Below are 24,162 nucleotides of genomic sequence, written 5' to 3' on the forward strand. Positions count from 1 at the left end.
GGGGCATCATGATCGAACCGCCCGAAACCATCCGCACCACCCAGCCGCGCGTCGCCTGCGACGGTGCTGGTGAAATTTCCGCTGCGCTCGGCCATCCGCGCGTGTGGCTGGAAATCCCGGAAAGCGTGGGCTGGGTCGATTGCGGCTATTGTGACCGGCACTTCGTGCTGGTCGGCGGCCCGGCAGACGTTCCCAATGCCGAGGCGCGCCTCGCCGAGGACCACCAGTCGGAGCATGGTCGCAAGGAAGTCTGAGCGGAGCGGGAGTTTGCGCCCTTTGCCGGTGCATTCGGCCAGCCTGGGTTTCGGACGCCCTGAACATCAGCGGGCGTGAAGCTCTGCACGAACAGTCCGGTTGGGCGCGCCGAACAAAGCCTGCTTTCCCTATGGCCGCGCGCTCCCTATATTCGCGGGCATGACAGATCAGGACCCGCGCAGCTTTCTCTATCGCCCCGGCCAGCTCGATCCGGAGACCGCGCAGCGGATCACCGGCGAGGTGCTGAACGCCTGCGACGATGGCGAGCTTTACCTGCAATATAGCGCCAATGAGAGCTTCGTGTTCGACGATGGCCGCCTGAAGGTGGCCGATTACAGCATGGATTCGGGATTCGGCCTGCGCGGTATTTCCGGTGAAATGACCGGATTTGCCCATGCCAATGAAATTAGCGAGGGAGCCATCCGCCGCGCCTCGCAGACATTGCAGCTGATCGAGCCGAGCAAGAGCAAAATGGCCGCCGCCCCGCGCCATAACAACCGGCATCTTTACACCGGAGACAATCCGCTCGACGCGATCCCGTTCGAAAAAAAGGCCGCCTTGTGCGCCGAGATCGACGCGGCGGCGCGGGCGCGGGACCCCCGGGTCGCGCAGGTGTCCGTCGGCCTGTCGGGCAGCTGGTCGGTGGTCGAGATCGTCCGGCCGGACGGTTTTGTCGCCACCGACATCCGCCCCTTGGTTCGGCTCAACGTGTCCATCGTGGCCGAGGACAATGGGCGCCGTGAAACCGGCAGCTTCGGCATGGGCGGGCGCTATCTTTATGATCGCCTGTTCGTGCGCGCCGAATGGGAGCGCGCCATCGACAGCGCACTGGATCAGGCGCTCGTCAACCTGCGTTCGGTCGCCGCGCCGGCAGGCGAGATGACCGTGCTGCTCGGCCCCGGCTGGCCCGGCGTGCTGCTGCATGAAGCCATAGGGCACGGTCTGGAAGGCGATTTTAACCGCAAGGGCACCAGCGCCTTTTCCGGCCGCATCGGAGACCGCGTGGCGGTGCCCGGCGTGACCATCGTGGACGATGGATCGATCGGCGAGCGGCGCGGATCGCTGTCGATCGACGATGAAGGCACGCCGACGCAGGAAACCGTGCTGATCGAGGACGGCATCCTGAAAGGCTATATGCAGGACCGCATGAACGCCCGCCTGATGGGTGTGCCCGCCACGGGCAATGGCCGCCGGCAGGATTATGCGCACAGTCCCATGCCGCGCATGACCAACACCTTCATGAAGAGTGGTCAGGACGATCCGGAGGAGCTGCTGGGCCGCGTGAAGGACGGCATCTTCTGCAAGAGCTTCGGCGGTGGTCAGGTCGACATCGTGAGCGGCAAGTTCGTCTTTTCCTGCACCGAGGCGTACCGCGTGAAGAACGGCAAGCTGGGCGATCCGATCAAGGGCGCCACGCTGATCGGCGATGGTCCCACGGTGCTGACCAAATTGACCGGCATCGGCAATGACAGCGCGCTGGATGAAGGCGTGGGCATCTGCGGCAAGGGCGGCCAGACCGTGCCGGCGGGCGTGGGCCAGCCGACACTGCTGGTGAGCGGTCTGACGGTTGGCGGCACGGCGGCGGCATAACGCATGGGGTTTGCTCGCAGGTTCGCTTCGGCCTTCAGGGATGCGTTGGCCGGACAGCCTCTGTCCTACCGGGCCTGGCAGCGCTATCTTGGGCGAACCATGATCCACCCTATTGCAAAACGCCGCTCGATCGCACGCTGCCTGGCAACGGTTCATCCGAATTTCGGCGGGGGCGTATCGGGACCATTGCGAACTTCGGGCGTTGGGGGCGTGTTATGAAAGCCTGGGCTCAAGACATTCTCGATTTCTGGTTCGACCATGTCGGGCCGGATCACTGGTTCGCCCCGCGTCCGCAGCTGGACCGGGAAGTGCGCGATCGCTTCTGCCCGCTATGGGAGGAGATGCGCGGCGAAGCCCCGCTCTTTTTCCTCGATGATGCGCAGCAGGCGCTGGCGGCGGTTATTCTATTCGACCAGTTCCCGCGCAACATGTTTCGCGAAGAGGCGGATGCCTTTGCCAGTGACGCGCAGGCGCTGTCGATCGCGCGGCAGGCGATCGCCATGGGCTATGACGATCAGCTGGAAGGGCCGCGCAAAAGCTTTCTTTACATGCCGTTCATGCACAGCGAGGTGATGGCCGATCAGGACCGTTCGGTAGAGCTGTTCCGCAAGGCAGGCTTGACCGACAATCTGGCCTTTGCCGAGGGGCATCGCGATCTGATCCGGCAATTCGGGCGTTTCCCGCATCGTAATCCCGTGCTTGGCCGGGAAAGTTCGGCGGCGGAGCTGCAGGCGATCGAGGATTGGCATCAGTGAGGGGTGCGGACTGATGGGTCTGGTGCGGATCGCGCAATATCCCGATCGCATGGCGGCCGATCTCGCCCGGCTGCAGCTGGCATCGGAGGGGATCGAGAGTGTGGTGTTCGACGGCGGCATGGCCAGCCTCGGCCTTGGCATGATGACGCCGGCACGGCTGATGGTGGCTGCGGAGGATGCCGATGATGCGCGCGATCTGCTGGGCAGTGCGGAAACGGACGCCGACGCATGATCCGTGTCGCCACCTATAATATCCGCAAGGCGCTCGGCACCGATCGCAAGCGTAATCCGGATCGGATCTGCCGCGCCCTTGCCGCGCTGGATGCCGATGTCGTGACCTTGCAGGAGGCGGACAAGCGGTTCGGATCGCGCCAGAGTGTGCTGCCGCACGCGGCGCTGGCGGAAGCAGGCTATGTGGCGGTGCCCTTGCATATCCGGCCCGGCGGCATCGGCTGGCACGGCAATGCCATTCTGGTGCGCAGCGGGCACCGGGTGCGCCAGGCACGGGCGCTCGATCTGCCCACCCTGGAGCCGCGCGGCGCGGTGCTGGCGGAGGTGGATATCGAGGGGATGCCGCTGCGCGTGGTCGGCATGCATCTCGATCTGTCCGGCCTGTGGCGGCGGCGGCAGGTGCGGGCGGTGATCGCGCATCTCGACCGATGCAGCGATGCCATGCCGACGGTGCTGATGGGCGATCTGAACCAGTGGTCGCAGCGCGGCTGTCTGAATGAATTTGCCGATCACCGGCATTTTCGCCTGCTCGATACGCCGCGCAGTTTTCACAGCCGCAAGCCGGTGACGCGGCTGGACCGCATCATCGTCAGTCACGATCTCGAATGTACCGAGGTCGGCACGCTGGATCATGCTGCATTGCGGGCAGGATCGGACCATCTGCCGATCTGGGCCGACCTGACGCTGCGTTACGGCTGATTTTTGAGCGAATCATGCTAGAATATCGGTGGCGCAGTAATAAAATTGCAAACGCCCTTGTGCACTGCAACATGACTTGATAGCCTCCTTTTTCCGGCACGCAGGAATCGAAGCGCTTTGGCGCTGGATACTGCGTGCGATGCAGCACAAGGGGGCATCCACGTGAAATTATGTATCGCCATCATCAAACCGCACAAGCTTGACGCGGTGCGCGAGGCGCTGACCGAGATCGGCATCTCGGGCATGACGATTACCGAGGTAAAGGGGTTCGGCCGTCAGAAGGGGCACACCGAAACCTATCGCGGCGCCGAATATGCCATCAGCTTCGTGCCAAAGGTGAAGATCGAGATCGCCTGTTCGGACGATCTGGCGGCGCGCGTGGTGGAAACGCTGCAGGAAAGCGCGGGATCGGGATCGATCGGCGATGGCAAGATTTTCACCGTGCCACTGGAAAATGCCGTGCGCATCCGCACCGGCGAAACCGCGGACGCCGCATTGTGACGGGTTTTCAGGACATAAAGGGGGCCATGATGCTCAACAAATTACCCAAGCTCGCGGCAAGCCTTGCCGCAATCCTTGCTGCCGCGCCGGCTGCGGCATCGGGCCTGCAGGCCCCGGTGGCGGCAGAAGCCGTTACCGCCGTGGTCGACAAGGGCGATACCGCCTGGATGATGACCGCCACCGTGCTGGTGATGGCCATGATCGTGCCGGGCCTCGCGCTGTTCTACGGCGGTCTGGTGCGCACCAAGAACATGCTGTCCGTGCTGACGCAGATCATCGCCGTGGCCAGTCTGGCCATGATCATCTGGGTGATCTGGGGCTATTCCACGGCCTTCGGACCGGAAGGCAATGCGTTTGTGAGCTGGGGCAATCTATTCCTGGCCAACACCACGGCAGACTCCACCGCCGCGACCTTCTCCGACGGGTTCGAGATTCCCGAATTCGTCTTCATCGCCTTCCAGATGACCTTTGCCGCCATCACGGTGTCGCTGGTCGTCGGCGGCCTGGTGGAGCGGATGAAGTTCTCCGCGCTGATGATCTTCGCCGCAATCTGGCTGACCATCGCCTATTTCCCGATTGCACATATGGTCTGGGCAACGGGCGGTCTGATTTTTGAAATGGGCGCGCTCGATTTTGCCGGCGGCACGGTGGTGCACATCAATGCCGGTATCGCCGCGCTCGTCGGTGCGATGATCCTCGGCCCGCGGCTGGGTTTCAAGAAGGACGTGATGGCGCCGCATTCGCTCACCATGACGCTGATCGGTACCGGTCTGCTGTGGGTGGGCTGGTTCGGCTTCAACGCGGGCTCAGCGCTGGAAGCCAATGGATCGGCCGGTCTTGCGCTCATCAACACCTTCGTGGCCACGGCATCCGGCGTGCTGTTCTGGATGCTGACCGAGCGGATGATGGGCCACAAGGGCTCGCTGCTCGGCGCCTGTTCTGGTGCCATTGCCGGTCTGGTGGCGGTAACCCCCGCTGCGGGCAACAGCGGACCGTTCGGTGCGATCCTGCTGGGCGCGCTAGCGGCGATCATCTGCGCCTGGTTCGTGGTCGGCATCAAGCCGAAGCTGAAGCTCGACGATTCGCTGGACGCTTTCGGTATCCATGGCATTGGCGGCATCATCGGTTCGATCGGCACCGCCTTCACCATGCTGCCCGCGCTGGGCGGCCCCGGTGCGGACGATTATGACGTGATCGGCCAGCTCGTCATCCAGGTCGAGGCTGTTCTGATCGCGGTCGTGTGGTCCGGTGTGGCCGCTGCCATCGCCTTCTACATCGCCAAGATGCTGACAGGCCTGCGTGTGTCCGAAGAGGTGGAGCGCGAAGGGCTCGATCTCGGCGAACATGGCGAACGTGCCTATAATTACTGACCGGTTTTGGCGGCGCGGGGTTCACCCTCTCCACCCGCGCGGCCAAACATCGCGTTCCCGTTCGGAACGAACAGACGCCGGCGCAGCGATGCGCCGGCTTTTGTTTAGCGCAGATCGGCCTTGATGAAATCGGCGCAGCGCTCGCCGATCATGATCGACGGGGCATTGGTGTTGCCGCTGACGATCTTGGGCATGACGGAAGCATCGGCCACATACAGGCCTTCCAGCCCGCGAAATTTGAGCCGCGGTGTCAACACATCGCTCTCGTTCGGCCCCATGGCGCAGCTGCCGACGGGATGATAGACCGTATCGGACCGGTTGCGCAGCGCTTGATCGAGCGCGGCATCGTCGTTGATATCGACGGGGTGGCGATCCCTTGGATGGTAATCGCTGAGCGGCGGCGCATCGAAAATGCGGTACATCTGCCGCACCCCGGCACGCAGCAGCGCGATATCGCGGTCATCCTCCAGAAACGCGGGGTCGATCGCGGGCATGTCGCCAGCTTCGTTCGATTTCAGACGGACGCGGCCCTTGCTTTCCGGCCGCAGCACGCAAGCGTGACAGGAAAAGCCATGGCCCTTCACCTTTTCGCGCCCATGATCTTCCAGCATGGCGGGCACGAAATGATACTGAATCTGCGGCGCGGGCGCATCGGGATCGGGTGACCAGAAGCCGCCCGCTTCGGCATAAGGCGTGGTCATGATGCCGGTGCGGCGCAGGCGATGCTCGATGATCGCCTTGGCCATCCGCGCCGTGCCGGCCAGCGAATCGCCGATGAAATCCTTCGACTCGGTCTCGAAGCTGGCGACATAATCGATATGGTCCTGCAGATTTTCGCCGACCGATGGCTTGTCCAGCACGACATCGATATTGTGATGCCGGATATGGTCCGCCGGGCCGATGCCGGACAGCATCAGGATCTGCGGAGTGCCGAAGGCACCCGCCGACAGCACCACGGAGCTGCGCGCGTGCAGCGTCTCTGTTCTGCCGCCACGGACGATCTGCACACCGGTGACGCGGCCGTCCTGCACGATCAGCTTTTCGGTCAGGCAATCGGTCATCACATGAAGATTGGGGCGGGACCGGACCGGATCGATATAGGCGCGCGATGCCGTCCAGCGCTCACCTTTTTTGGTGGTGGTCTGGTAGATGCCGAAGCCGGCCTGCGCGGCGCCGTTGAAGTCTTCGTTTCGCGGCAATTGCAACTGCGCGGCGCTGTCGACAAAGGCGCGGCTGCCGGCATTGACCGAATGCTGGTCGGATACGGACAGCGGGCCGTCGCCCCCATGAAATTCGCTACCGCCGCGCTCATTGGATTCGCTGCGTTTGAAATAGGGGAGGACATCGTCGAAGGCCCAGCCATCGCAGCCCACCGCGGCCCAATTGTCATAGTCCCAGGCGTTGCCCCGGACATAGAGCATGGCGTTGATCGCGCTGGAGCCACCCATGCCTTTTCCGCGGGGCTGATGGCCCTGCCGCCCATTCAGGCCCTTCTGCGGGATCGTGGCGTAATACCAGTTCGTGAATTCGGGAAGGAACGGCATCATGCCGGGCGTGTGGACGCGCCAGTCCTTGTTGCTGCCCCCCGCCTCGACCAGACAGACGTTGATCGTGGGATCCTCGGTGAGCCGGCCGGCAATCGCGCTGCCCGCCGATCCGCCGCCGACCACGATGATATCGAATTCGTTCATGGATTAAGTCCTCTCCGACGAGCCTGTTTCGGCCCTTCGACGCAAGACTATAGGCTGTCCGCCGCTTGGTCGATTGCCTTTTTGGGTTTTGCGGTACGCTGTGCTTCCCAGCGTGCCCGGATCATGGCGCTGGTTTCCCGGCTGTCGTCATGGCTCCAGCCAGGTTCACGGATCAGATAGTGCAGTTTGTGCCGCCAGGGCGCTGCCCAAAGGTCGCGTGCGATGCCGGCCCATTCGTGAAACGCGGCCCAGAGCAGATTGAAGCTGCCCAGATTATGGACCAGCCCGTAATGGATGCGCTCATCGTCCCGTTCACGCTCGAACGTGCCGAACAGGCGGTCCCAGATGATGAACACGCCGGCATAATTGCGGTCCAGATAGCGCGCATTGGTGCCGTGATGGACGCGGTGGTGGCTCGGCGTGTTCATCACCGCCTCGAACCAGCGGGGCAATCGGCCCACCGCCTCGGTATGGATCCAGAACTGATAGATCAGGTTCAGCCCTGCACAGAAAAAGATCATGGCCGGCGGAAAGACGAGAAACAGCGGCAGGCGAAAGATGAAGCTCAGCGCGAAAAAGCCGGTCCAGGTTTGCCGCAGCGCCGTCGACAAGTTGTAATGCTGGCTGCTGTGATGCACCACATGGCCCGCCCAGAACCAGCGCACGCGATGGGCCGACCGGTGGAAAATATAATAGGCCAGATCGTCCAGCAGGAAACAGAGCGGCCATACCCACCAGGCAAAACCCAGTTGCGGCGAGCCCAGGCTCTCGCCGCCGAAACTCTGGACGGCGGCGGCCATCGCATAGAACAGCCCCGCCGACAGCGCGCCCGCAATCGTGCTGCCAAGGCCCAGCAGCAGCGATGTGGCGGTATCGGCGGTTTCATAGCCATCGCTCCCGCGCCACTTCAGCACCGCAATCTCGATCAGCATGAGCAGGATGAAGCCGGGAATGGCCAGCGTGACGATGTCGGGCAGATCGTTCATGTGGCACCGCCGAGCCGCTGCTGCCAGAGCGCGGCGTTGTCCAGCTGAAGCTCGACATGGCCGAACTGCCGCTCGTCGCTGTCCACGATCAGCCGGCCCTGTTCGGGGCAGCGGCAGCGGGCGGGCGGTGTCAGCGCGCGCGCGGCATAGCGGTTGCCGGTACATTTCAGCAGCACGACCCGCCCGTCATCGCCCAGCACCAGCGCTGCGTGGCGGTTCCGGCACAGGCCCGCGTCGATCGCGTCGAAGCCCGCGATCATCTCCTCCGAATAGCGCATCGCCTGTTCTTCGGAGAGCGTTTTGGCCTGAAAGCGCAAGGCCCGCACGATCAGCACCACGATCCCGATCGCCGCGAGCGAACCGAGCAGGGTGGGGATCGTCATCACGGCGGATCAGGCGTTGGCGGCGAAAGCGTCCAGCAACATGCGGACGGGCGCCACATCATAGCCGGCTGCCGCCGCCGATTCGGCGATGCTGTCCGGGTCGCGCCCGGCTTTGGCTTCGGCCAGCGCCCAGAGCAGCGTCGAACGGGTGCCCGACCGGCAGAAAGCAAGCGTCTTGCCGCCTTCATTCTCGTCCAGCGCGGCGCGCATGGCGTCCACCTGCGGCACGCTGAAACCCGCATGGGTCACCGGAATGGCGATATAGTGCAGGCCCGCCGCATGCGCCGCTGCCTCGATGGCTGCGCCCTCCGGCTGGCCCAGCTCCTCCTCCTCGGGGCGGTTGTTGATGATCAGGCCGATGCCCATCGCCTTGGCCTCGGCCACGTCGTCGGGCGTGATCTGCGGCGCGGCATAGAGATGATCGTTGATCTGGCGGATGTGCATGGCGGTCTCCGGAAAAAGCTGGCGCCTGTATATCGGCTCGGTTCCGGCTTGTCGAAGGGGCGCGCGAAAATCCATGGCCCCGTTCTACGCCTGCCCAATTCAATATTGCCGGATCACATCCAGAAACTGGTCCCCGAACGCGATCAGCTTTTTTGCACCCACGCCGCTGATCCGCCCAAGCTCGGTCGGCGTCTGCGGCCGCTCGGCGGCGAATTCGCGCAGCACCGAATCGTGGAAGACGACATAGGGCGGGATGCCCTGCTCGGTGGCGATCCGCTTGCGTTCGGCCCGCAGCGCTTCGAACAGTGGATCGCCCATGGGATTGGCGCTGGCCCCGTCGCGCGCCCCGCCGCGCTTTTTCTCGGGCGGCTCGACCATGCGAACCTCTTCCTCGCCGCGCAGGATGGCGCGGGCCGTGGGGCCCAGCTTCAGGCCGCCATGTTCGGTCGGCACCAGCGCCTCGAAGGCGGACAGATGGCGGGCGAGCGGGCGGATCAGCCGCGCATCCTCGCCCTCGACAATGCCATAGACCGACAGCTTGTGATGGTCCTTCTCCAGCACCTTTTCGCTTTCGGAGCCCTTCAGCACCGCCTCGATATGGGTCACGCCGAAACTCTGCCCGGTGCGGTAGACCGCGCTTAGCAGCTTGCGCGCCAGTTCGGTCACCTCGCGCGTGTCCGGTGGATCGATGCAATTGTCGCAATTGCCGCAGCTTGGCGGCGGGCTCTCGCCGAAATGGCGCAGCAGCACGGCGCGGCGGCACCCGGGCGTTTCCACCAGCGCGGCCAAGGCGTTGAGCCGGGCGCGCTCGCCCTCGCGCCGCGCCTCCTCCACCTCGGCGAGCCGCTGGCGCGCGGTGGCAAAATCGCTCGCGCCCCAGAACATCTGCGCCAGCGCAGGATCGCCATCGCGGCCCGCACGGCCAGTTTCCTGATAATAGGCTTCCAGCGATTTGGGCAGGCCGGCATGCGCCACGAAGCGCACATCCGGCTTGTCTATCCCCATGCCGAAGGCGATGGTGGCGCACATCACCATGTCCTCGCTCGCCACGAACTCGGCCTGCGCCCGCGCCCGTTCGCGCGGGGGGAGCCCGGCATGATAGGCGCGCGTGGGCCGCCCGGTTTCGCCCAGTTTCTCGGCAAGCTTCTCGGTCGCCGCGCGGCTGGTGCAATAGACGATGCCGGCGCCCGGCGTGTCCCGCACGAAATCGCTGAGCTGCCGCGTCATGCTGGTCTTGGCGCTGATGCCGTAGCGGATATTGGGCCGGTCGAAGCCCGCCAGAATCAATCCGTCCTGCGGGATGCCCAGTTGCAGCAGGATATCCTCGCGCGTCGCCTTGTCGGCGGTGGCGGTGAGCGCGAGGCGGGGGACATGCTCGAACCGGTCCAGCATGGGGCGCAGCAGGCGATAATCCGGGCGAAAATCATGGCCCCATTCGCTCACGCAATGCGCCTCGTCGATCGCGAAGAGCGACAGATCGGTGGCGGACAGCATGTCCTGAAACACGGGATTGGTCGCGCGCTCGGGCGCGACATAGAGCAGGTCCAGGTCCCCGGCGCGGAAGCGTTGCATGGTTTCGGCCTGGTTCTCGTCGACCGAGGTCAGCGTAGCCGCCTTGATTCCCACCGCATCGGCGGCGCGCATCTGGTCGTGCATCAGCGCGATGAGCGGGGAGACGACGACGCAGGTGCCGTTTCGCGCCACCGCGGGCACCTGATAGCAGAGCGACTTGCCCGCGCCGGTCGGCATCACCGCCAGCGTATTCTCACCCAGCATGATGCGGTCCACCACTTCCGCTTGCCGCCCGCGAAAGCCGGAAAAGCCGAAGATTGAATGGAGAATGTCGAGGGGATCGGAAGGCATGCGCGCTTCTATTGCGGGCTGCCGGGGTCAGGGCAAGCGATGTGCATGGGCTTTCCCATTTATTCCGCCGCTTCGGCCACCTCGCGCTCCTCCGCCTGGCGCCGCCACATGTCGGCATAGAGCGTGCCCTTGTCGAGCAGCGCGGCGTGGCTGCCGCGTTCGACGATTCGGCCCTGATCCAGCACGATGATCTCGTCCGCATGGGTGACGGTGGAGAGGCGATGCGCGACGATCAGCGTGGTGCGGCGCCGCGCGATGCGATCCAGCGTATCCTGAATCGCGTCCTCGGTGCGGCTGTCGAGCGCGCTGGTCGCCTCGTCGAGGATCAGGATCGGCGGGTTCTTGAGCAGCGTCCGCGCAATCGCCACGCGCTGCTTCTCGCCGCCGGAAAGCTTCAGCCCGCGCTCGCCCACTTGCGTGTCATAACTCTGCGGCAGGCTCTCGACAAAGCCGTCGATCGCTGCGCCCGCCGCCGCTTCGCGCACCTCTTGCCCGCTTGCGCCCTGTTTACCATAGGCGATGTTATAGCCGATCGTGTCGTTGAACAGCACCGTATCCTGCGGGACGATGCCGATGCCCTGACGCAGGCTTTCCTGCGTCACATGCGCAATGTCCTGTCCGTCGATCAGGATGCGCCCGCTTTGCGGATCGTAGAAACGGAACAGCAGCCGCCCGATGGTGGACTTGCCCGCGCCCGATGGCCCCACGATCGCCAGCGTCTTGCCGGCCGGCACGGTGAAGCTGATGCCGTGCAGGATCTGGCGATCGTCATTATAGGCGAAGCGCACATTTTCGAACGTCACGGCGCCGTGATCGATCGCCAGCGGCGGAGCGTCCGGATCGTCGATGATCTCCGGCTCGGTATCCATCAGATCGAACATGGCGGCCATGTCGATCAGCCCCTGCCGGATCATGCGATAGACCATGCCCAGCAGATCGAGCGGGCGGAAAAGCTGCATCAGCAGCCCGTTGACCAACACCAGATCGCCCACGGTCAGATCGCCGCGGCTCCACAGCCAGACGGTGTAGAGCATCGCGCCCAGCATCATCGCGTTGGTGATGAAAGACTGGCCGATATTGAGCAGGCCGAGCGAATTTTCGGATTTCTCCGCGGCGCGCGCATAGCTTTGCACGGCGTGGCTGTACCGGTCGGTCTCGCGCTTTTCCGCGCCGAAATATTTCACCGTCTCGTAATTCAGCAACGAATCCACGCTGCGGCCGATGGCGCGCGTGTCCAGATCGTTCATTTCCTGCCGCAGATGGTTGCGCCAGTCGGTCACCTTGCGGGTGAACCATATATAGAGCCACACCATGAAGGCGGTGGCGATGACCGATCCTATGCCCAGCTTCAGGTAGAACACCACCAGCACCACCGCCAGCTCCACCACCGTGGGCGCGATGTTGAACAGCAGGAAATAGATCATCGTGTCGATGGTCTTGGTGCCGCGCTCCACCACCTTGGTGATCTCGCCCGTGCGGCGGGACAGATGATAGCGCAGCGACAGCTTGTGCAGATGCGCGAAGGTGCGGCTGGCCAGCCGGTGGGTGGCGGTCTGGCCCACCCGCTCGAACGCTACACGGCGCAGCGAATCGAACGCGGTGCCGGTAAAGCGGGCCAATATATAGGCGCCGACCAGCAACAGGATGATGGGCAGGGCCGCCTGCGTATCGCCGGACATGCGGTCGACCACCGCCTTATAGGCAAAGGGGACCAGCAGCGCCCCGCCCTTGGCCAGCAGCACCAGCGCGCCGGACAGCGCGAGCCGCCAGCGCAGCCCCGGCGCGTCCTTGGGCCAGAGATAGGGCAGAAAGCGCTTCAGAACCGGCAGGATGGGCGGCTCCGCGCCGGAATGTTGAACATCTGGTGGCACGGGGGCGGATATAGGGGCGCATGGGTGCAGGGGGAAGGTGGGCAGCCGATATGGGACGATATGGTCGGTGCCGCTTCGGTGCAGGAGCGACCCCGACTATCATTCCGGCGGAAGTCGGAATTCATAGCGCGTGCAGCACAGTCCCAGCTTTGGAATGCGGCTCATGTCCGGCAAGACGACGCTTGCGGGGAGAGTTTTTCAGCCGTGTGCTTTGCGCTTCCGCATCAGCCTTGGCGGCAAGGCCACCGCATAAAAATTTTTGCGGTCGCAACTCGCCTCTTGCGCGCGATGAAGTGGAACATAATAGAAACAAAGGCAGTAGTGGGCTAGTTTGGAAGCGGATGATGACTCTGGATAGCTCAAGTGGCGATCTAGACTCACCTGACCTGTATGAGTCGTTTGTCTTGGTGCCGAGAAATTTGGGTACGGAGCGGCGTCTCACTAGAATTGTAGATCAACCTCTGAGGGAAAAAGCATCATGGTAAATTATCTGAAAATGTTGGACCCTCGAGAAGCCCCGAAATCCGCACCCCTCCACCACATTCCCATGAGTTCCGACAGTTTCATGCGTTCAGGCGCCCTTGACTGAATGTTGGCAGTAAGTCAGAACTGAAAACAGCGAACCACTACCAAGTGTGGCGCGCCGGGGTTTGAAGCCCCATATGTAGGGCCGTAGCAAGATTGCATTCGTATAATTTTTGTGCCGGAGAGCTTTGCTTCTCGGGCTGCAGAGATTCGCGCTGACAATCCAGGCCTTGGTGTAAAAGCTGTGTATAAGTTTTGGGGGTCGGAAAAGTGGATTTTAGGGATAGCGATGCGATGACCGAAGCGAGTGTGATGGAAGAGCGGGCGACCGAGAGCCAAGGCGTGGATCAGTCTGCCGATCATGGAGTCGATTCGGCGAACGAAACCGTGGCGGAAGGCAAGGCCGTGAGTGACAGCCACACGATCGACACCCGCCGCTTCGATGTCGTGACCGATCCGTCGCGCGACGCTCTGCTGACGGAATTCGGCAAGGAAACGCTGGAAGACCGCTATCTGCTGCCCGGTGAAAGCTATCAGGATCTGTTTGCCCGCGTTGCGGCAGCCTATGCCGACGATCAGGCGCATGCGCAGCGCCTTTATGACGCCATATCCAGGCTCTGGTTCATGCCCGCCACGCCGGTTCTATCGAACGGTGGCACGGGGCGTGGCCTGCCGATCAGCTGCTATCTCAACTCGGTCGACGACTCGCTGGAAGGCATCGTCAACACCTGGAACGAGAATGTCTGGCTCGCCAGCCGCGGCGGCGGCATCGGCACCTATTGGGGCAGTGTGCGCGGGATCGGCGAACCGGTCGGCCTGAACGGCAAGACCAGCGGCATCATTCCCTTCGTGCGCGTGATGGATTCGCTGACGCTGGCGATTTCGCAAGGCTCGCTGCGCCGTGGTTCGGCCGCCTGCTATCTGGATATCTCGCATCCGGAGATCGAGGAGTTCCTCGAAATTCGCAAGGCCAGCGGCGATTTCAACCGCAAGGCGCTGAACCTGCATCATGGCGTGCTGATTTCCGACGCCTTCATGGAAGCCGTGCGGTCTGGCGATGATTTCGATCTTACCAGCCCCAAGGATGGCAGCGTGCGTGCAACGGTGAATGCGCGCGCCCTGTTTCAGAAGCTGGTCGAAACGCGGCTGGCGACAGGCGAGCCCTATATCGTGTTCTCGGACACGGTGAACAACAACATGCCCAAGCATCACCGCGATCTGGGCCTGAAGGTCTCCACGTCCAATCTGTGCAGCGAGATCACGCTGCCGACGGGCACCGACCATCTGGGCAATGACCGCACGGCGGTCTGCTGTCTGTCTTCGCTTAACCTGGAAAAATGGGACGAGTGGAACGGCGAGAAGCTGTTCGTGGAAGACATCATGCGCTTCCTCGACAATGTGCTGACCGATTTCATCGAGCGCGCCCCGGACGAGATGGCGCGCGCCAAATATTCGGCGGCGCGCGAGCGCTCGGTCGGGCTGGGCGTAATGGGCTATCACAGCTTCCTGCAGGCGCGCGGCCTGGGCTTTGAAAGCGCCATGGCCAAGAGCTGGAACATGAAGATGTTCAAGCATATCCGCAGCGCGGTCGACAATGCGTCGATGATGCTGGCGCAGGAGCGCGGGCCATGTCCCGATGCCGAGGATATGGGCGTGATGGAGCGGTTCAGCTGCAAGATGGCGATCGCGCCGACCGCGTCGATCAGCATCATCTGCGGCGGCACCAGCGCCTGCATCGAGCCGATCCCGGCCAATATCTACACGCACAAGACGCTGTCCGGCAGCTTCATCGTGAAGAACCCCTATCTGGAGAAGATCCTCCGGGAAAAGAGCAAGGACAGCAACAATGTCTGGAACTCGATCCTGGAGAAGGGCGGCAGCGTGCAGCATCTCGATTTCCTGACGCCGGAGGAAAAGGACAGCTTCAAGACCAGCTTCGAGATCGATCAGCGCTGGCTGCTGGAACTGGCCGCCGACCGTGCGCCCTATATCGATCAGGCGCAGTCGCTGAACCTGTTCATCCCGGCCGATGTCGAGAAATGGGACCTGTTGATGCTGCATTTCCGCGCATGGGAACTTGGCGTGAAGTCGCTCTATTATCTGCGCTCCAAATCCGTGCAGCGTGCCGGTTTCGCCGGCAGCACCGAGGCGCCGGAAAACGCCGCGGGCGGTGTCGAGCGGGACAATACGCTCGATCCTGCGCGTGTGGAGCTGATGACCACCGCTGGCACCACCGATTACGACGAGTGCCTGGCCTGCCAGTAAGGCAGCGGGCCGGAAAACAACCGGGCCTCTCCAACGCGCCGCGCGACGGGGAGGCCTGCGGGCATGTCATGCGCGCATGCGACGGACGAAATGGAATGGCGGAAAGGGGGACATGGTGAACAGATCGGAGATGCCATCGGCAGCCACGCCGCCCGCCCGCCGTCCAAAAAGGTCAGCCCCGCAAAGCACGTGGCTTTACGAGGCTGCTTTTACACGTCCAGTCGCCCGGACGCGAAACTGTTATGGAAGGTCAGGCCTTCACGCCATCTGCCGTGGGCTGATCCACCTTGAGGTAGATACGGTTGTCTTCCACCCGGTCGATCAAATCCATATCGATGAAATGATGCTTGCCATCATCGCTGTCCGTACGGGTCATCTTGATCCGGTCGTCCTGCTTTTCATCTACCGTGCCCACATGCTGGCCGTTCTTGCCGACGATTTCCATATGTTCCTTGATGCGAAGTTTGTCGAACATAAGCGTTCTCCTTCAATCTATTCTATTGCTGTGCGCCAGACTACTTGCCCGCGCTTTCAATATGTCAATGCATGGGCGCTGCAATTCGTTCCGTCGTCTCGCCAACAGTCAGCCGGTTATTGGGAGCGGTTCACCGCATGTCAGCATCTGTACAGCCACGATCCGCTAGAGATAGGTCATGACGTTCCTTATCCTCATCATCGCCGTGTTCATCGGCGCGGCCGTGCTGTCCACCGTGGCGCGCCGCGTGGACGATGGGCAGAAACGCAGCGCGATGTTCGCCGCCTCCGGCCTGCTTCTGATCGGCGCCATGGTCTCGCTGGTCGTGGTCCTGTTCCGCTTCCACATTCTGTGATGCGCTCCGCCGCGCCGAACGCCGAAACGCTGCAGGACGGGGCCGTCGCCGCATGAACTGGCTGTTCTTCATCCCCGGCGTCGTCCTGCTGCTGGCGGCCACGCTGATCGGCGCAGGCGATTACAGCCAGCGCCGCGCCGGCGAAACCCCGCCGCGCGTGGTGCGCATCGCCGCCATCGCCGCCGCGCTGGCCGCCGCCGTCTTCATTATCGCATCTTTCGTCATTTAATCCGCTTTCAGGAGAAAACCCCATGTCCCTCACCGAAGCCCGCAACACCTACAAGCCGTTCGAATATCCCTGGGCCTATGAGTTCTGGAAGCGCCAGCAGCAGATCCACTGGATGCCTGAAGAGGTGCCGCTGGGCGAGGATTGCCGCGACTGGGCGCAGAAGCTGTCCGATCATGAGCGCAACCTGCTGACGCAGATCTTCCGCTTCTTCACCCAGGCCGATATCGAGGTGCAGGATTGCTACCACGATAAATATGGCCGCGTGTTCAAGCCCACCGAGGTGAAGATGATGCTGACCGCGTTCAGCAACATGGAGACGGTCCACATCGCCGCCTACAGCCATCTGCTGGACACCATCGGCATGCCGGAAAGCGAATATGGCATGTTCCTAGAATATGAGGAGATGGTCGCCAAGCATGACTATCTGCAGCAGTTCGGCGTGGACAGCGATGAGGATATTGCCCGCACGCTGGCCATGTTCGGCGGCTTTACCGAGGGGCTGCAGCTGTTCGCCAGCTTCGCCATGCTGATGAACTTCCCGCGCTTCAACAAGATGAAGGGCATGGGGCAGATCGTCAGCTGGTCCGTGCGCGACGAGAGCCTGCACTGCGAAGGCATCACCAAGCTGTTCCACGCCTTCTGTGCGGAGCGGGACTGCCTGACCAAGGCCGTCAAGGAAGACATCATGGATGCCTGCCAGAAGACGGTGCGCCTGGAAGATGCCTTCATCGATCTGGCGTTTGAGCAGGGCCCCGTGCCCGGCATGACCGGAAACGAGATCAAGAAATATATCCGCTACATCGCCGATTGGCGTCTGGGGCAGCTGGGCCTGAAGCCGATCTACATGATCGACGAGCACCCGCTCCCGTGGCTCGCCCCGCTGCTGAACGGCGTGGAGCACGCCAACTTCTTCGAAACCCGCGCCACCGAATATTCTAAGGCCGCGACGCGCGGCAACTGGAACGAGGTCTGGGACAGTTTTGACCGCCGCAAGAAGAAGGTCGCGAACGAGGATGCGCCGGTGGACGACGGCGATGATATGTTCGCGCAGGCTGGCGTAGCGGCGGAGTAAGCGGAGATGGCAAGGCCCAGGGTGTTCGTCAGTTCGACATACTACGACCTAAAGCACCTTCGGGCTTCAATTGAGGTGTTTATCGAGGGATTGGGATTCGAGCCAGTTTTAGCGGAGGTGGGAAGAATAGCTTATGACTCATCACAGCCGTTAGACGAGTCCTGTTATCGAGAAGCCGAAAACGCAGACATATTAGTGCTAATCGTTGGTGGTCGCTATGGCTCTATTGCTTCTTCGTCTTCAAGCAGAGACGAAGGAAAAATGGACAGAGATATCGAAAGCATTACTAGGCGAGAATTCTCTAAAGCCCATGATGCCGATGTGCCGGTATACGTTATGATTGAATCCGGAGTATTGTCCGAATATCAAACCTATATAAGGAACAAAGAAAACAATGATATAAACTACGCACACGTCGATTCTGTGGAAGTATTCAAGTTTATCGAGTTTATATACTCGAAGCAAAAAAACAATCCTATTCAGCCGTTTGAAAAGGGTGGGGATGTCGAAAATTGGCTCCGCGACCAATGGGCGGGGATGTTTCAGGAATTGCTAAAGCAGCGAAACGAAAACTCTCAGATTACGGCTCTCTCCTCTCAAATTAAGCAGCTTGACGCGGTAAATTCGACTTTGAAGTCTTATCTAGAAGAAGTTCTGCAGTCCGTATCGCCCGAAAAATCCTCGACTGTTATTGAAAGAGAGAACAAGAGCCTTAACGATGCTAAAATTGCCAATCTTTTGGCTGAGAACTTATGGTTTCGACATCTACGGCGTGAGACCGAGATGGACTTGGGCGGACACGCGGAAGTCATGAAAACCATTGGGTCGGTCAATGAAATTATACCTTCTTACGAAGCTGCATATGGCCGAGAATCTCTTTTTGGTCTTCTAAATCCGTTAGAGGTTTATGAAGATGCGCGCAGAGACTTTAACGAGGCGCGCAAAATATTGGGGCTTTCAAATGTGCGATTTACAAAAAAGTTTCTCGGGGAACTTGATCATTTGCCTCCCGCCGCAACTCAGTAAGAGTGGCGAATTTTAGTAATGCACTAATCGGCTAACAGCCTAAGATTACATGACTACCTCATTCGCATAAGGCAATGCCATCCGGCACCCCTCATGCGCACGCTCCGGTAGGATTACCTGCATCGCCTTGGGATGAACTGCGCCGCCCATCGATTTGGGGGCGCAGGTGTGGAAAGCGACGCATTCGCCGTCTTCGGTCGGGCAGAAGATGCAGGCAAAGGTGTGGAGCGAACGGTCCTTCAGCGCGAACCAAGTCTTACGCTTGGCGCCCTTGTCCCCGGTCCATTCACAAAAGCTAGTGACCGTCACAAGACAGCGCTTCACCGGATTTTTCACCATGGATTTTCAGAACGCGCTCGCCAGAGTTCGGACACTGGTGGTCGGGCGATTACCCGGCACAGATCGCCGATGCTACATCAACCCAGCAGCTCTAAGCGCCTTCTGAATAACCGCCTGCACACCCGCCGCCTTGGACTGAGGCGGCGGCTCCGGCTTGGCTTTGCGGGCCAGCGGTACGACCTGGGCGGTGGCCTTGCGGTGCGCGCCTTGGCCGCTTTGGCCTCCGTCAAACCGAAAAAGGCGGCGATGCGGCCGGTGGAGTCGAGCCCCACGTCCTGCATATGCGCGCCTGCCGCGCCGGCCTCTCCTTCCCCGGTGCCGAGGCACAGCGGTACACCTTGGCCCATGCCGGCAATCTTGTAGAACTCGATCAGCTCGCGGCCCTTGGCCTCGGTCCGGGCGGTGCGGCTGTGGCGGCCGATACGTTGCCTTGTATCGGCTGCGCGGTTCAGCGCGAAGCGGTCTCTCTCAGTCGCGCAGGTCTTCACTGAGGAAAAATTGAGGAGGATATTTCAGAGGAGGGTCTGCTGGCCGGTCGCGGAGGCCAGGCGCGTAAGCGGCAGGGGGCGGCATGAGGTCATTCCGCATACGCAAATCCACGTCTTGTTTCAGTTCCTCGGACGCTAAGGCGTAAAATCATAGCAGCTCTGATCCAAAACGGAGACTATCTCCGCTGATCTGGATGCGTCTCCGAGAGATATGCAGCAAAAGCGACGGTAAGGCCCGCTTCCCACTTGGAGGCGCATATGAGCACAGTTGATGATTTGATTTCGTTGGTGAAGAGCAAAAACCCCCCATGCCTCTTTCATTTCACGGACCTTCGAAATCTGGACAGCATCAAGCAGCACGGTTTACTGTCAGCGTACCAATTGGCGCAACGTGGTATTATCGCACCGGCACCCGGCGGCAATGACTGGAGTGTGGATGCCGATCGGCTGAAAGGCATGCATCAGTTCGTGCATCTTTGTTTCTGGGATGAGCATCCGATGGAATTTGTCGCAAGGCAGAACAATCACATTGGCGAGACCAAATTCCTGCGGATTGATCCGGAAATTCTGCGAACGGCTGGTGTTAAGGTCACTGATGATGTTTCCAACAAGAGCGATGTCGAACCAATGACGTTGGAACAGGGCGTTCCGACTTTGGACCTGGAGGTGATCTTTAAAAAAACGGATTGGAGAAACCCCGAGGTGCAAGAGCGACTGAAAGCCAGCCGGAAGTATGAAATCCTGATACCAGATGCAGTGCCGCTTTCTATGATCCGGAATCTCTAACGCCTTGGCCAGCCGCCCCGTCTTTGTACCGAACGTGACCGGCAAGCGCATGGTCATCGACGTGCCGGTTTCCTTTCAATGGAACGCCGGCATGTCCGCGTCCCAGAAGAAAAAGAATGTCGTCGCGCTTCATGCCGCGGCTGCTCAGGAGCGCCATTTGCATGCAATCCTCGAAATATCGAGCAAGTCGGAACGGCGTGCCGGTCAGCGTCTGAGCGCCTTCCATTTACCTTTGGAAAGCGATGGACGCACCGCGCCATTGGAATGCTGGTTTCAGGGGAGCAAGGCGTTCGCAGATGGCGGTCCCTACACGGAACTGTATGAGGCCGCTCCCAAAGACGCCAAGCGCGATCCACGATTGCGCAACAGCGGCGATCTCAAGGCATTTCTATTCGAAGGTCGCAGCTTTCCGCTAGATCCGCCGACGGCTTTCTACGATTGGCTCTATCTGCGCGCGCTGGCGCCCTATGAAGAGTGGGGGGCAAAGCTGTCCCGGTTCGATGGCTTCAGTGACATCGAGTTCAATCCAGCAAAATCGGTCAATTGTCAGGCACGTTCCTGCGCGCTCTTCGTGGCCCTTCATTCGCGGGGACTGGTTCAGGAATGCGCGCGGGATTTCGATTATTTCGTGTCGGTGCAAAATAACGACATCTGAACGCATAGCGCCGGCAGAGAATGGCAGTACGCTTGCTGCACCAACCACAGCGGCTCAACACCAGCTCTTTCGCCCATTGCCATAGGGCCTGGCCAGCCCTTCGGCGATCAGCTGGTCGCCCACGGGGCGGTTGTTGGTCATGACGACGGCCAGGGTGCGGCCGTAGCGATCGGTGCCGTCGCGCCGCATGCTGACGGGCGCGCCGTTGAGCAGGGCATAGAGCCGCTGGGTGGCGGCATGGCCCAGCTGGGCTTCGCGGGCGCAGCGCGGCGGGTGCGTTTCCGGGGTGTCAATGTCGAGCAAGCGGATCTTTTCGCCTTTCAGCCAGATGGTGTCGCCATCCACCACGCAATTATATCCGCCGCCGCGATGGCATAGCGAAAAACTGAGGCGCTCCGCCGGCGTGGCGCCGAACCCCGAAAGCCCGGAAATGACGGTAGGCCCGGAGAGCTTGGTCAGGCTGCCGACCAGTTCCGGCCCGCGAACAATGGCGAGGAACAGCAGCGCGGCCAGGATAAGGATGTGGCGGGATTCGAGCACGAATACGCGCCGCCGCCGCGATCCATGTCGCGCCGATCCCAAGAGGGGCAGGGGCGTATAATCGCCTTTGGTGATGCGGAACGGCTTGGTCATCCCCGCACCATGGCGCGCGGCAGGTCAACAAAGGGCTAAGCTGGGCGGGCGATTGCCTCCAATATGGTGCCTTATTGGCCCGAACCCGATCAGTCTGCTCCATCAGAAAGGCCGGCACATGCTAGACCCCTGTGTCTTAAAGAAAAATGTGTCTTGAGGAGAAGAGCGATGCCCGAATTTATCGTAAACAGGAACGCGCAGAATAATGGCGATCACGAGGTGCATGAAAAGGACAGCCATTGCGCCAACTATCCGATCCTTGCGAACCGCATGCCGCTGGGCTGGCATGCTGGCTGCACCAGCGCGGTGACCGAAGCGAAGAAGACCTATCCCCAGTCCAATGGCTGCGCGATATGTGCCAAGGCCTGCCACACCGGCTAACCGAACGGCCCGTTAACCCCGGGGCCATGGCATGGTGGGGCATGATGGTCGGACCGCGCCTGCCGCGCCCATATGCGCTGCCTCTGGCGTTACATCAGACCCGCAGACCGCAGCGCCTTTTCGATCACCGCCTGCACGCCGTGCGGTTTCTCCGGCAAGGGCTCGTCCGGCAGGTCGATCCGCTCCAGCTTTTGCGCCGGCCTTCGCGAGGCCCCAACACCGCGCGCCTTGGCGGGCTGTTTTGTGGCGCTAGCCTGATCTGTCAGACCGAAAAATGCTGCGATGCGGCCAGTGGAATCGATCCCGACATCGAGCATATGCGCCCCCGCCTCCCCCGCATAGCCATCCCCCATGCCAGGCCGCAGCGGGACGCCGTGGCCCATGCCGGCAATCTCATACAACTCCACAAGGGTATGGCCCTTTGCGTCAGTCCAAGCGGATCGCCGATGGCGGCCGAGCTGTTCGCGTACCATGGGTTCCTGCGCCAATCCGTGCACGCCGCGCCATTGCGCCGCAACCGCTGCGCCATTGGATGGCACCACCGTGCTGTCGGCATCGCCCTGCCACACAGAAACGCGCGGCCAGTCGCCACGATGATCGGATGCGCCGCGCACCCGGTCGGCCAAGGCGGCGCCCTCCGGAATGCCGCGCCCTGCCATCGCGTCGAGTGCCTGCGGCACGTTGCGGGCAACGCCATGCGGCAGCCCGGCAATGATTGCGCCTGACGCAAACAGTTCGGGATAGGCAGCGAGCATCGACGCGGTCATCGCGCCGCCCGCCGATAGGCCGGTGATGTGGACGCGCGCCGGATCGATGTCATGCCGATCCACCATCGCGCCGATCATCGCGGCGATCGAGGCGGCTTCACCCTGGCCCCGCGCCATGTCCTTGGGCTGGAACCAGTTGAAGCACAAATTGGGGTTGTTGCTGCGCGCCTGCTCGGGAAACAGGAGGGCAAAGCCGTGCCGATCGGCCAGTTGAGACCATCCGCTGCCGCGATCATAGCCTGCAGCATGCTGCGTACAGCCATGCAGCACAACCACCAGCGCCGCGCCAGGCGTCAGCGCTTTCGGCACGTAACTGAAGGCGTGCAGCGCACCGGGATTGTCGCCGAAATCGCTGAATTTTCGCAGTCTCGCGGTAGAATCGCCACGTATGTCACCGGAGCTCCCAAACGGGTTGGTGAAGGACGAAGACATGTTGTCGGGCATCATGTTGCCGAATGTCGTCATGGGCATGGGTCAGAACCTTTATCGTGACCCTACCATATAGAATGATTTTGCTGCAGTGCAGCACGCAAACTTTGTTAGGTGGGATGCGAAGGATGCAAGAGCCGGCGATTGGGCCGCTGCGCGCGTCACTCCAACAAGCTGCCCTGCGCCGCATCGTCGTCCTGTGGCGCGGCCATTGAATGGTCGGGATAAGGTTGGGCCAAGGCGCAGGCCTCATCATAGTCGGCAGAAAGCCAGCGCCCGTGATCTTCTGCGTTGAGTATGACCGGCATGGCGTTGGGATGCACCGCGCCTACGGTGTCGTTGGGCGCACAGGTCAGAAATGCGAAGCGATCGCCTTCGCCAGTTGGCCGCCAAATGCCAGCAAAAGCGAAGAGCGGACGGTCTTTCAGAGCGAACCAGACTTTGCGCTTGGAACCTGGCTTCCCAGTCCATTCGCAAAAGCTGGTAAGCGGAACGAGGCAGCGCCTTGCTGGATCGGCCAGCATCGGTTTCCAGAAATTGCTGCTGAGATTGCGCACATTGGTGATCGGACGGGTGGAAGCGATCGATGCCGGCGGGGGTATGCCCCAGGTTATACGGGCCAATGTGCGCTTCCCATCCGCATTCTGGCGAACGATTGGGGCATCCGTTTTCGGGTAGATGGCATCGAGCGGGGGGATATTGGCCCCCGCGCCTTCTGCCACGTCGAACATTCTGGCAATCTCATCGACCGACGCCGTCATTCTGTAGAGATTGCACATGACGCCGTCGCCTGGTCAGTCCGTTTTCTTGTCGGCGTTCTTCTGGTCCGTCGTCACGCTATGTCCGCCCTGATTGTGGCGGTCGAGCGCATCCCGCGCGACATCCTGTGCCTGCCCGGCTTCCTGCTGCTCCATGTTCACGGCTTCCGGCGCTTCGGTATCTTCACGTCCCTTTTTCATGGGATATTCCTTCCTTTGAGATCAGTTCACGGGATCAACCGGCAGGGCTGGACAGGGTTCCGGGCGTGGTAATCCGGGAAGGGGGAAAACAGGTGGCAAGATAGCGGTGTTTTAATTACACCTGTGTCAACAGGAGAGC

27 protein-coding genes are annotated in these 24,162 nt (G+C 61.5%); 15 read left to right on the forward strand and 12 right to left on the reverse strand.

Annotated features, from left to right (window positions below):
* The first annotated feature begins 8 nt into the window (after window positions 1-8).
* From G410_RS16695 to G410_RS0112390, 7 genes are all read left to right on the forward strand, one after another.
* Window positions 9-254 (forward strand): zinc-finger domain-containing protein, encoded by a 246-nt coding sequence (locus tag G410_RS16695; RefSeq protein WP_022673976.1) that lies wholly within the window; start codon window positions 9-11, stop codon window positions 252-254.
* Window positions 255-414: 160 nt separating this feature from the next.
* Window positions 415-1,845, forward strand: a complete 1,431-nt coding sequence (tldD, locus tag G410_RS0112365; protein WP_028971408.1) for a metalloprotease TldD — start codon at window positions 415-417, stop codon at window positions 1,843-1,845.
* A gap of 215 nt (window positions 1,846-2,060) precedes the next feature.
* On the forward strand, window positions 2,061-2,600 hold the full coding sequence (locus tag G410_RS0112370) for a DUF924 family protein (RefSeq protein ID WP_022673978.1): 540 nt from the start codon (window positions 2,061-2,063) through the stop codon (window positions 2,598-2,600).
* 13 nt (window positions 2,601-2,613) lie between these two features.
* Window positions 2,614-2,832 (forward strand): putative signal transducing protein, encoded by a 219-nt coding sequence (locus tag G410_RS0112375; protein ID WP_022673979.1) that lies wholly within the window; start codon window positions 2,614-2,616, stop codon window positions 2,830-2,832.
* Window positions 2,829-3,530, forward strand: a complete 702-nt coding sequence (locus G410_RS0112380; protein ID WP_022673980.1) for an endonuclease/exonuclease/phosphatase family protein — start codon at window positions 2,829-2,831, stop codon at window positions 3,528-3,530. The genes G410_RS0112375 and G410_RS0112380 overlap by 4 nt, the downstream gene beginning before the upstream one ends.
* 162 nt (window positions 3,531-3,692) lie before the next feature.
* Window positions 3,693-4,031, forward strand: coding sequence for a P-II family nitrogen regulator (locus G410_RS0112385; protein ID WP_028971409.1), 339 nt, complete (start codon window positions 3,693-3,695; stop codon window positions 4,029-4,031).
* Window positions 4,032-4,060: 29 nt separating this feature from the next.
* Window positions 4,061-5,401: an ammonium transporter gene (locus G410_RS0112390; protein WP_028971410.1), complete on the forward strand. Its 1,341-nt coding sequence runs from the start codon at window positions 4,061-4,063 to the stop codon at window positions 5,399-5,401.
* Window positions 5,402-5,505: 104 nt separating this feature from the next.
* Here the strand turns inward: G410_RS0112390 and G410_RS0112395 are convergent, their stop codons facing one another.
* The 6 genes from G410_RS0112395 to G410_RS0112420 form a co-directional block, all read right to left on the reverse strand.
* Window positions 5,506-7,092, reverse strand: coding sequence for a GMC family oxidoreductase (locus G410_RS0112395; RefSeq protein ID WP_022673983.1), 1,587 nt, complete (start codon window positions 7,090-7,092; stop codon window positions 5,506-5,508).
* A 47-nt stretch (window positions 7,093-7,139) separates the two neighbouring features.
* Window positions 7,140-8,078, reverse strand: coding sequence for a sterol desaturase family protein (locus tag G410_RS0112400; RefSeq protein WP_022673984.1), 939 nt, complete (start codon window positions 8,076-8,078; stop codon window positions 7,140-7,142).
* The gene (locus G410_RS0112405; RefSeq protein ID WP_022673985.1) at window positions 8,075-8,461 is read right to left on the reverse strand and encodes a hypothetical protein; all 387 of its coding nucleotides are present in this window, start codon (window positions 8,459-8,461) and stop codon (window positions 8,075-8,077) included. Before G410_RS0112405 ends, G410_RS0112400 begins: the two co-directional genes overlap by 4 nt.
* A 9-nt stretch (window positions 8,462-8,470) precedes the next feature.
* Window positions 8,471-8,905, reverse strand: coding sequence for a protein tyrosine phosphatase family protein (locus tag G410_RS0112410; protein WP_028971411.1), 435 nt, complete (start codon window positions 8,903-8,905; stop codon window positions 8,471-8,473).
* A gap of 99 nt (window positions 8,906-9,004) precedes the next feature.
* Entirely contained in the window at window positions 9,005-10,768 is a 1,764-nt protein-coding gene (recQ, locus tag G410_RS0112415) for a DNA helicase RecQ (RefSeq protein WP_022673987.1), read from the reverse strand.
* Between the two features lie 59 nt (window positions 10,769-10,827).
* Entirely contained in the window at window positions 10,828-12,639 is a 1,812-nt protein-coding gene (locus tag G410_RS0112420) for an ABCB family ABC transporter ATP-binding protein/permease (RefSeq protein ID WP_022673988.1), read from the reverse strand.
* Between the two features lie 819 nt (window positions 12,640-13,458).
* On the opposite strand from G410_RS0112420, the gene G410_RS0112425 reads away from it, so the two are divergent.
* Window positions 13,459-15,429 (forward strand): ribonucleoside-diphosphate reductase subunit alpha, encoded by a 1,971-nt coding sequence (locus G410_RS0112425; RefSeq protein WP_022673989.1) that lies wholly within the window; start codon window positions 13,459-13,461, stop codon window positions 15,427-15,429.
* Window positions 15,430-15,679: 250 nt separating this feature from the next.
* Here G410_RS0112425 and G410_RS0112430 read toward each other — a convergent pair whose 3' ends face one another.
* Window positions 15,680-15,904, reverse strand: coding sequence for a DUF2171 domain-containing protein (locus G410_RS0112430; protein ID WP_022673990.1), 225 nt, complete (start codon window positions 15,902-15,904; stop codon window positions 15,680-15,682).
* Between the two features lie 178 nt (window positions 15,905-16,082).
* Between G410_RS0112430 and G410_RS18040 the strand changes: the two genes are divergently transcribed.
* The 4 genes from G410_RS18040 to G410_RS16700 are packed head-to-tail and all read left to right on the forward strand — an operon-like array spanning window position 16,083 to window position 18,586.
* Window positions 16,083-16,259: a hypothetical protein gene (locus G410_RS18040; protein WP_022673991.1), complete on the forward strand. Its 177-nt coding sequence runs from the start codon at window positions 16,083-16,085 to the stop codon at window positions 16,257-16,259.
* 52 nt (window positions 16,260-16,311) lie between these two features.
* Complete coding sequence (locus G410_RS18045) at window positions 16,312-16,488, forward strand: hypothetical protein (protein WP_022673992.1); 177 nt, start codon at window positions 16,312-16,314, stop codon at window positions 16,486-16,488.
* Between the two features lie 22 nt (window positions 16,489-16,510).
* On the forward strand, window positions 16,511-17,560 hold the full coding sequence (locus G410_RS0112445; protein ID WP_022673993.1) for a ribonucleotide-diphosphate reductase subunit beta: 1,050 nt from the start codon (window positions 16,511-16,513) through the stop codon (window positions 17,558-17,560).
* Window positions 17,561-17,581: 21 nt separating this feature from the next.
* Complete coding sequence (locus tag G410_RS16700) at window positions 17,582-18,586, forward strand: DUF4062 domain-containing protein (RefSeq protein WP_162604098.1); 1,005 nt, start codon at window positions 17,582-17,584, stop codon at window positions 18,584-18,586.
* 45 nt (window positions 18,587-18,631) lie between these two features.
* Here the strand turns inward: G410_RS16700 and G410_RS17180 are convergent, their stop codons facing one another.
* Window positions 18,632-18,925 carry an SOS response-associated peptidase family protein gene (locus G410_RS17180; RefSeq protein ID WP_051137285.1) on the reverse strand — a complete coding sequence of 98 codons (294 nt, stop codon included), beginning with the start codon at window positions 18,923-18,925 and terminating at the stop codon, window positions 18,632-18,634.
* Between the two features lie 746 nt (window positions 18,926-19,671).
* Between G410_RS17180 and G410_RS0112465 the strand changes: the two genes are divergently transcribed.
* Together G410_RS0112465 and G410_RS16710 are read left to right on the forward strand one after the other, a co-directional pair.
* Complete coding sequence (locus G410_RS0112465) at window positions 19,672-20,199, forward strand: DUF7002 family protein (RefSeq protein ID WP_033317627.1); 528 nt, start codon at window positions 19,672-19,674, stop codon at window positions 20,197-20,199.
* Window positions 20,200-20,203: 4 nt separating this feature from the next.
* The gene (locus G410_RS16710) at window positions 20,204-20,854 is read left to right on the forward strand and encodes a DarT1-associated NADAR antitoxin family protein (protein ID WP_022673997.1); all 651 of its coding nucleotides are present in this window, start codon (window positions 20,204-20,206) and stop codon (window positions 20,852-20,854) included.
* Window positions 20,855-20,908: 54 nt separating this feature from the next.
* Here G410_RS16710 and G410_RS0112475 read toward each other — a convergent pair whose 3' ends face one another.
* Window positions 20,909-21,487: a thermonuclease family protein gene (locus tag G410_RS0112475; RefSeq protein WP_022673998.1), complete on the reverse strand. Its 579-nt coding sequence runs from the start codon at window positions 21,485-21,487 to the stop codon at window positions 20,909-20,911.
* A gap of 168 nt (window positions 21,488-21,655) precedes the next feature.
* On the opposite strand from G410_RS0112475, the gene G410_RS0112480 reads away from it, so the two are divergent.
* The gene (locus G410_RS0112480) at window positions 21,656-21,868 is read left to right on the forward strand and encodes a hypothetical protein (RefSeq protein ID WP_022673999.1); all 213 of its coding nucleotides are present in this window, start codon (window positions 21,656-21,658) and stop codon (window positions 21,866-21,868) included.
* Between the two features lie 89 nt (window positions 21,869-21,957).
* On the opposite strand, the gene G410_RS0112485 is transcribed toward G410_RS0112480, so the two are convergent.
* The 3 genes from G410_RS0112485 to G410_RS18050 all read right to left on the reverse strand — a co-directional run bounded on the left by G410_RS0112485 (window position 21,958) and on the right by G410_RS18050 (window position 24,023).
* Window positions 21,958-23,106, reverse strand: coding sequence for an extracellular catalytic domain type 1 short-chain-length polyhydroxyalkanoate depolymerase (locus G410_RS0112485; protein ID WP_245559364.1), 1,149 nt, complete (start codon window positions 23,104-23,106; stop codon window positions 21,958-21,960).
* Between the two features lie 119 nt (window positions 23,107-23,225).
* On the reverse strand, window positions 23,226-23,843 hold the full coding sequence (locus G410_RS0112490) for an SOS response-associated peptidase (RefSeq protein WP_028971416.1): 618 nt from the start codon (window positions 23,841-23,843) through the stop codon (window positions 23,226-23,228).
* A gap of 15 nt (window positions 23,844-23,858) precedes the next feature.
* On the reverse strand, window positions 23,859-24,023 hold the full coding sequence (locus tag G410_RS18050) for a hypothetical protein (RefSeq protein ID WP_022674002.1): 165 nt from the start codon (window positions 24,021-24,023) through the stop codon (window positions 23,859-23,861).
* Window positions 24,024-24,162: the final 139 nt, after the last annotated feature.

Origin of the sequence: Novosphingopyxis baekryungensis DSM 16222 (assembly GCF_000420305.1) — a bacterium.
Lineage (GTDB): Bacteria > Pseudomonadota > Alphaproteobacteria > Sphingomonadales > Sphingomonadaceae > Novosphingopyxis > Novosphingopyxis baekryungensis.

What these genes read in the sequence shown, in the direction of transcription:
- G410_RS16695 (WP_022673976.1), top strand. Translation starts at nt 9, where the DNA reads ATGATCGAACCGCCCGAAACCATCCGCACCACCCAGCCGCGCGTCGCC.
- tldD (WP_028971408.1), top strand. Translation starts at nt 415, where the DNA reads ATGACAGATCAGGACCCGCGCAGCTTTCTCTATCGCCCCGGCCAGCTC.
- G410_RS0112370 (WP_022673978.1), top strand. Translation starts at nt 2,061, where the DNA reads ATGAAAGCCTGGGCTCAAGACATTCTCGATTTCTGGTTCGACCATGTC.
- G410_RS0112375 (WP_022673979.1), top strand. Translation starts at nt 2,614, where the DNA reads ATGGGTCTGGTGCGGATCGCGCAATATCCCGATCGCATGGCGGCCGAT.
- G410_RS0112380 (WP_022673980.1), top strand. Translation starts at nt 2,829, where the DNA reads ATGATCCGTGTCGCCACCTATAATATCCGCAAGGCGCTCGGCACCGAT.
- G410_RS0112390 (WP_028971410.1), top strand. Translation starts at nt 4,061, where the DNA reads ATGCTCAACAAATTACCCAAGCTCGCGGCAAGCCTTGCCGCAATCCTT.
- G410_RS0112395 (WP_022673983.1), bottom strand. Translation starts at nt 7,092, where the DNA reads ATGAACGAATTCGATATCATCGTGGTCGGCGGCGGATCGGCGGGCAGC.
- G410_RS0112400 (WP_022673984.1), bottom strand. Translation starts at nt 8,078, where the DNA reads ATGAACGATCTGCCCGACATCGTCACGCTGGCCATTCCCGGCTTCATC.
- G410_RS0112405 (WP_022673985.1), bottom strand. Translation starts at nt 8,461, where the DNA reads ATGACGATCCCCACCCTGCTCGGTTCGCTCGCGGCGATCGGGATCGTG.
- G410_RS0112410 (WP_028971411.1), bottom strand. Translation starts at nt 8,905, where the DNA reads ATGCACATCCGCCAGATCAACGATCATCTCTATGCCGCGCCGCAGATC.
- recQ (WP_022673987.1), bottom strand. Translation starts at nt 10,768, where the DNA reads ATGCCTTCCGATCCCCTCGACATTCTCCATTCAATCTTCGGCTTTTCC.
- G410_RS0112425 (WP_022673989.1), top strand. Translation starts at nt 13,459, where the DNA reads ATGACCGAAGCGAGTGTGATGGAAGAGCGGGCGACCGAGAGCCAAGGC.
- G410_RS0112430 (WP_022673990.1), bottom strand. Translation starts at nt 15,904, where the DNA reads ATGTTCGACAAACTTCGCATCAAGGAACATATGGAAATCGTCGGCAAG.
- G410_RS18040 (WP_022673991.1), top strand. Translation starts at nt 16,083, where the DNA reads ATGACGTTCCTTATCCTCATCATCGCCGTGTTCATCGGCGCGGCCGTG.
- G410_RS18045 (WP_022673992.1), top strand. Translation starts at nt 16,312, where the DNA reads ATGAACTGGCTGTTCTTCATCCCCGGCGTCGTCCTGCTGCTGGCGGCC.
- G410_RS0112445 (WP_022673993.1), top strand. Translation starts at nt 16,511, where the DNA reads ATGTCCCTCACCGAAGCCCGCAACACCTACAAGCCGTTCGAATATCCC.
- G410_RS17180 (WP_051137285.1), bottom strand. Translation starts at nt 18,925, where the DNA reads ATGGTGAAAAATCCGGTGAAGCGCTGTCTTGTGACGGTCACTAGCTTT.
- G410_RS0112465 (WP_033317627.1), top strand. Translation starts at nt 19,672, where the DNA reads ATGAGCACAGTTGATGATTTGATTTCGTTGGTGAAGAGCAAAAACCCC.
- G410_RS0112475 (WP_022673998.1), bottom strand. Translation starts at nt 21,487, where the DNA reads ATGACCAAGCCGTTCCGCATCACCAAAGGCGATTATACGCCCCTGCCC.
- G410_RS0112480 (WP_022673999.1), top strand. Translation starts at nt 21,656, where the DNA reads ATGCCCGAATTTATCGTAAACAGGAACGCGCAGAATAATGGCGATCAC.
- G410_RS0112485 (WP_245559364.1), bottom strand. Translation starts at nt 23,106, where the DNA reads ATGCCCATGACGACATTCGGCAACATGATGCCCGACAACATGTCTTCG.
- G410_RS0112490 (WP_028971416.1), bottom strand. Translation starts at nt 23,843, where the DNA reads ATGTGCAATCTCTACAGAATGACGGCGTCGGTCGATGAGATTGCCAGA.
- G410_RS18050 (WP_022674002.1), bottom strand. Translation starts at nt 24,023, where the DNA reads ATGAAAAAGGGACGTGAAGATACCGAAGCGCCGGAAGCCGTGAACATG.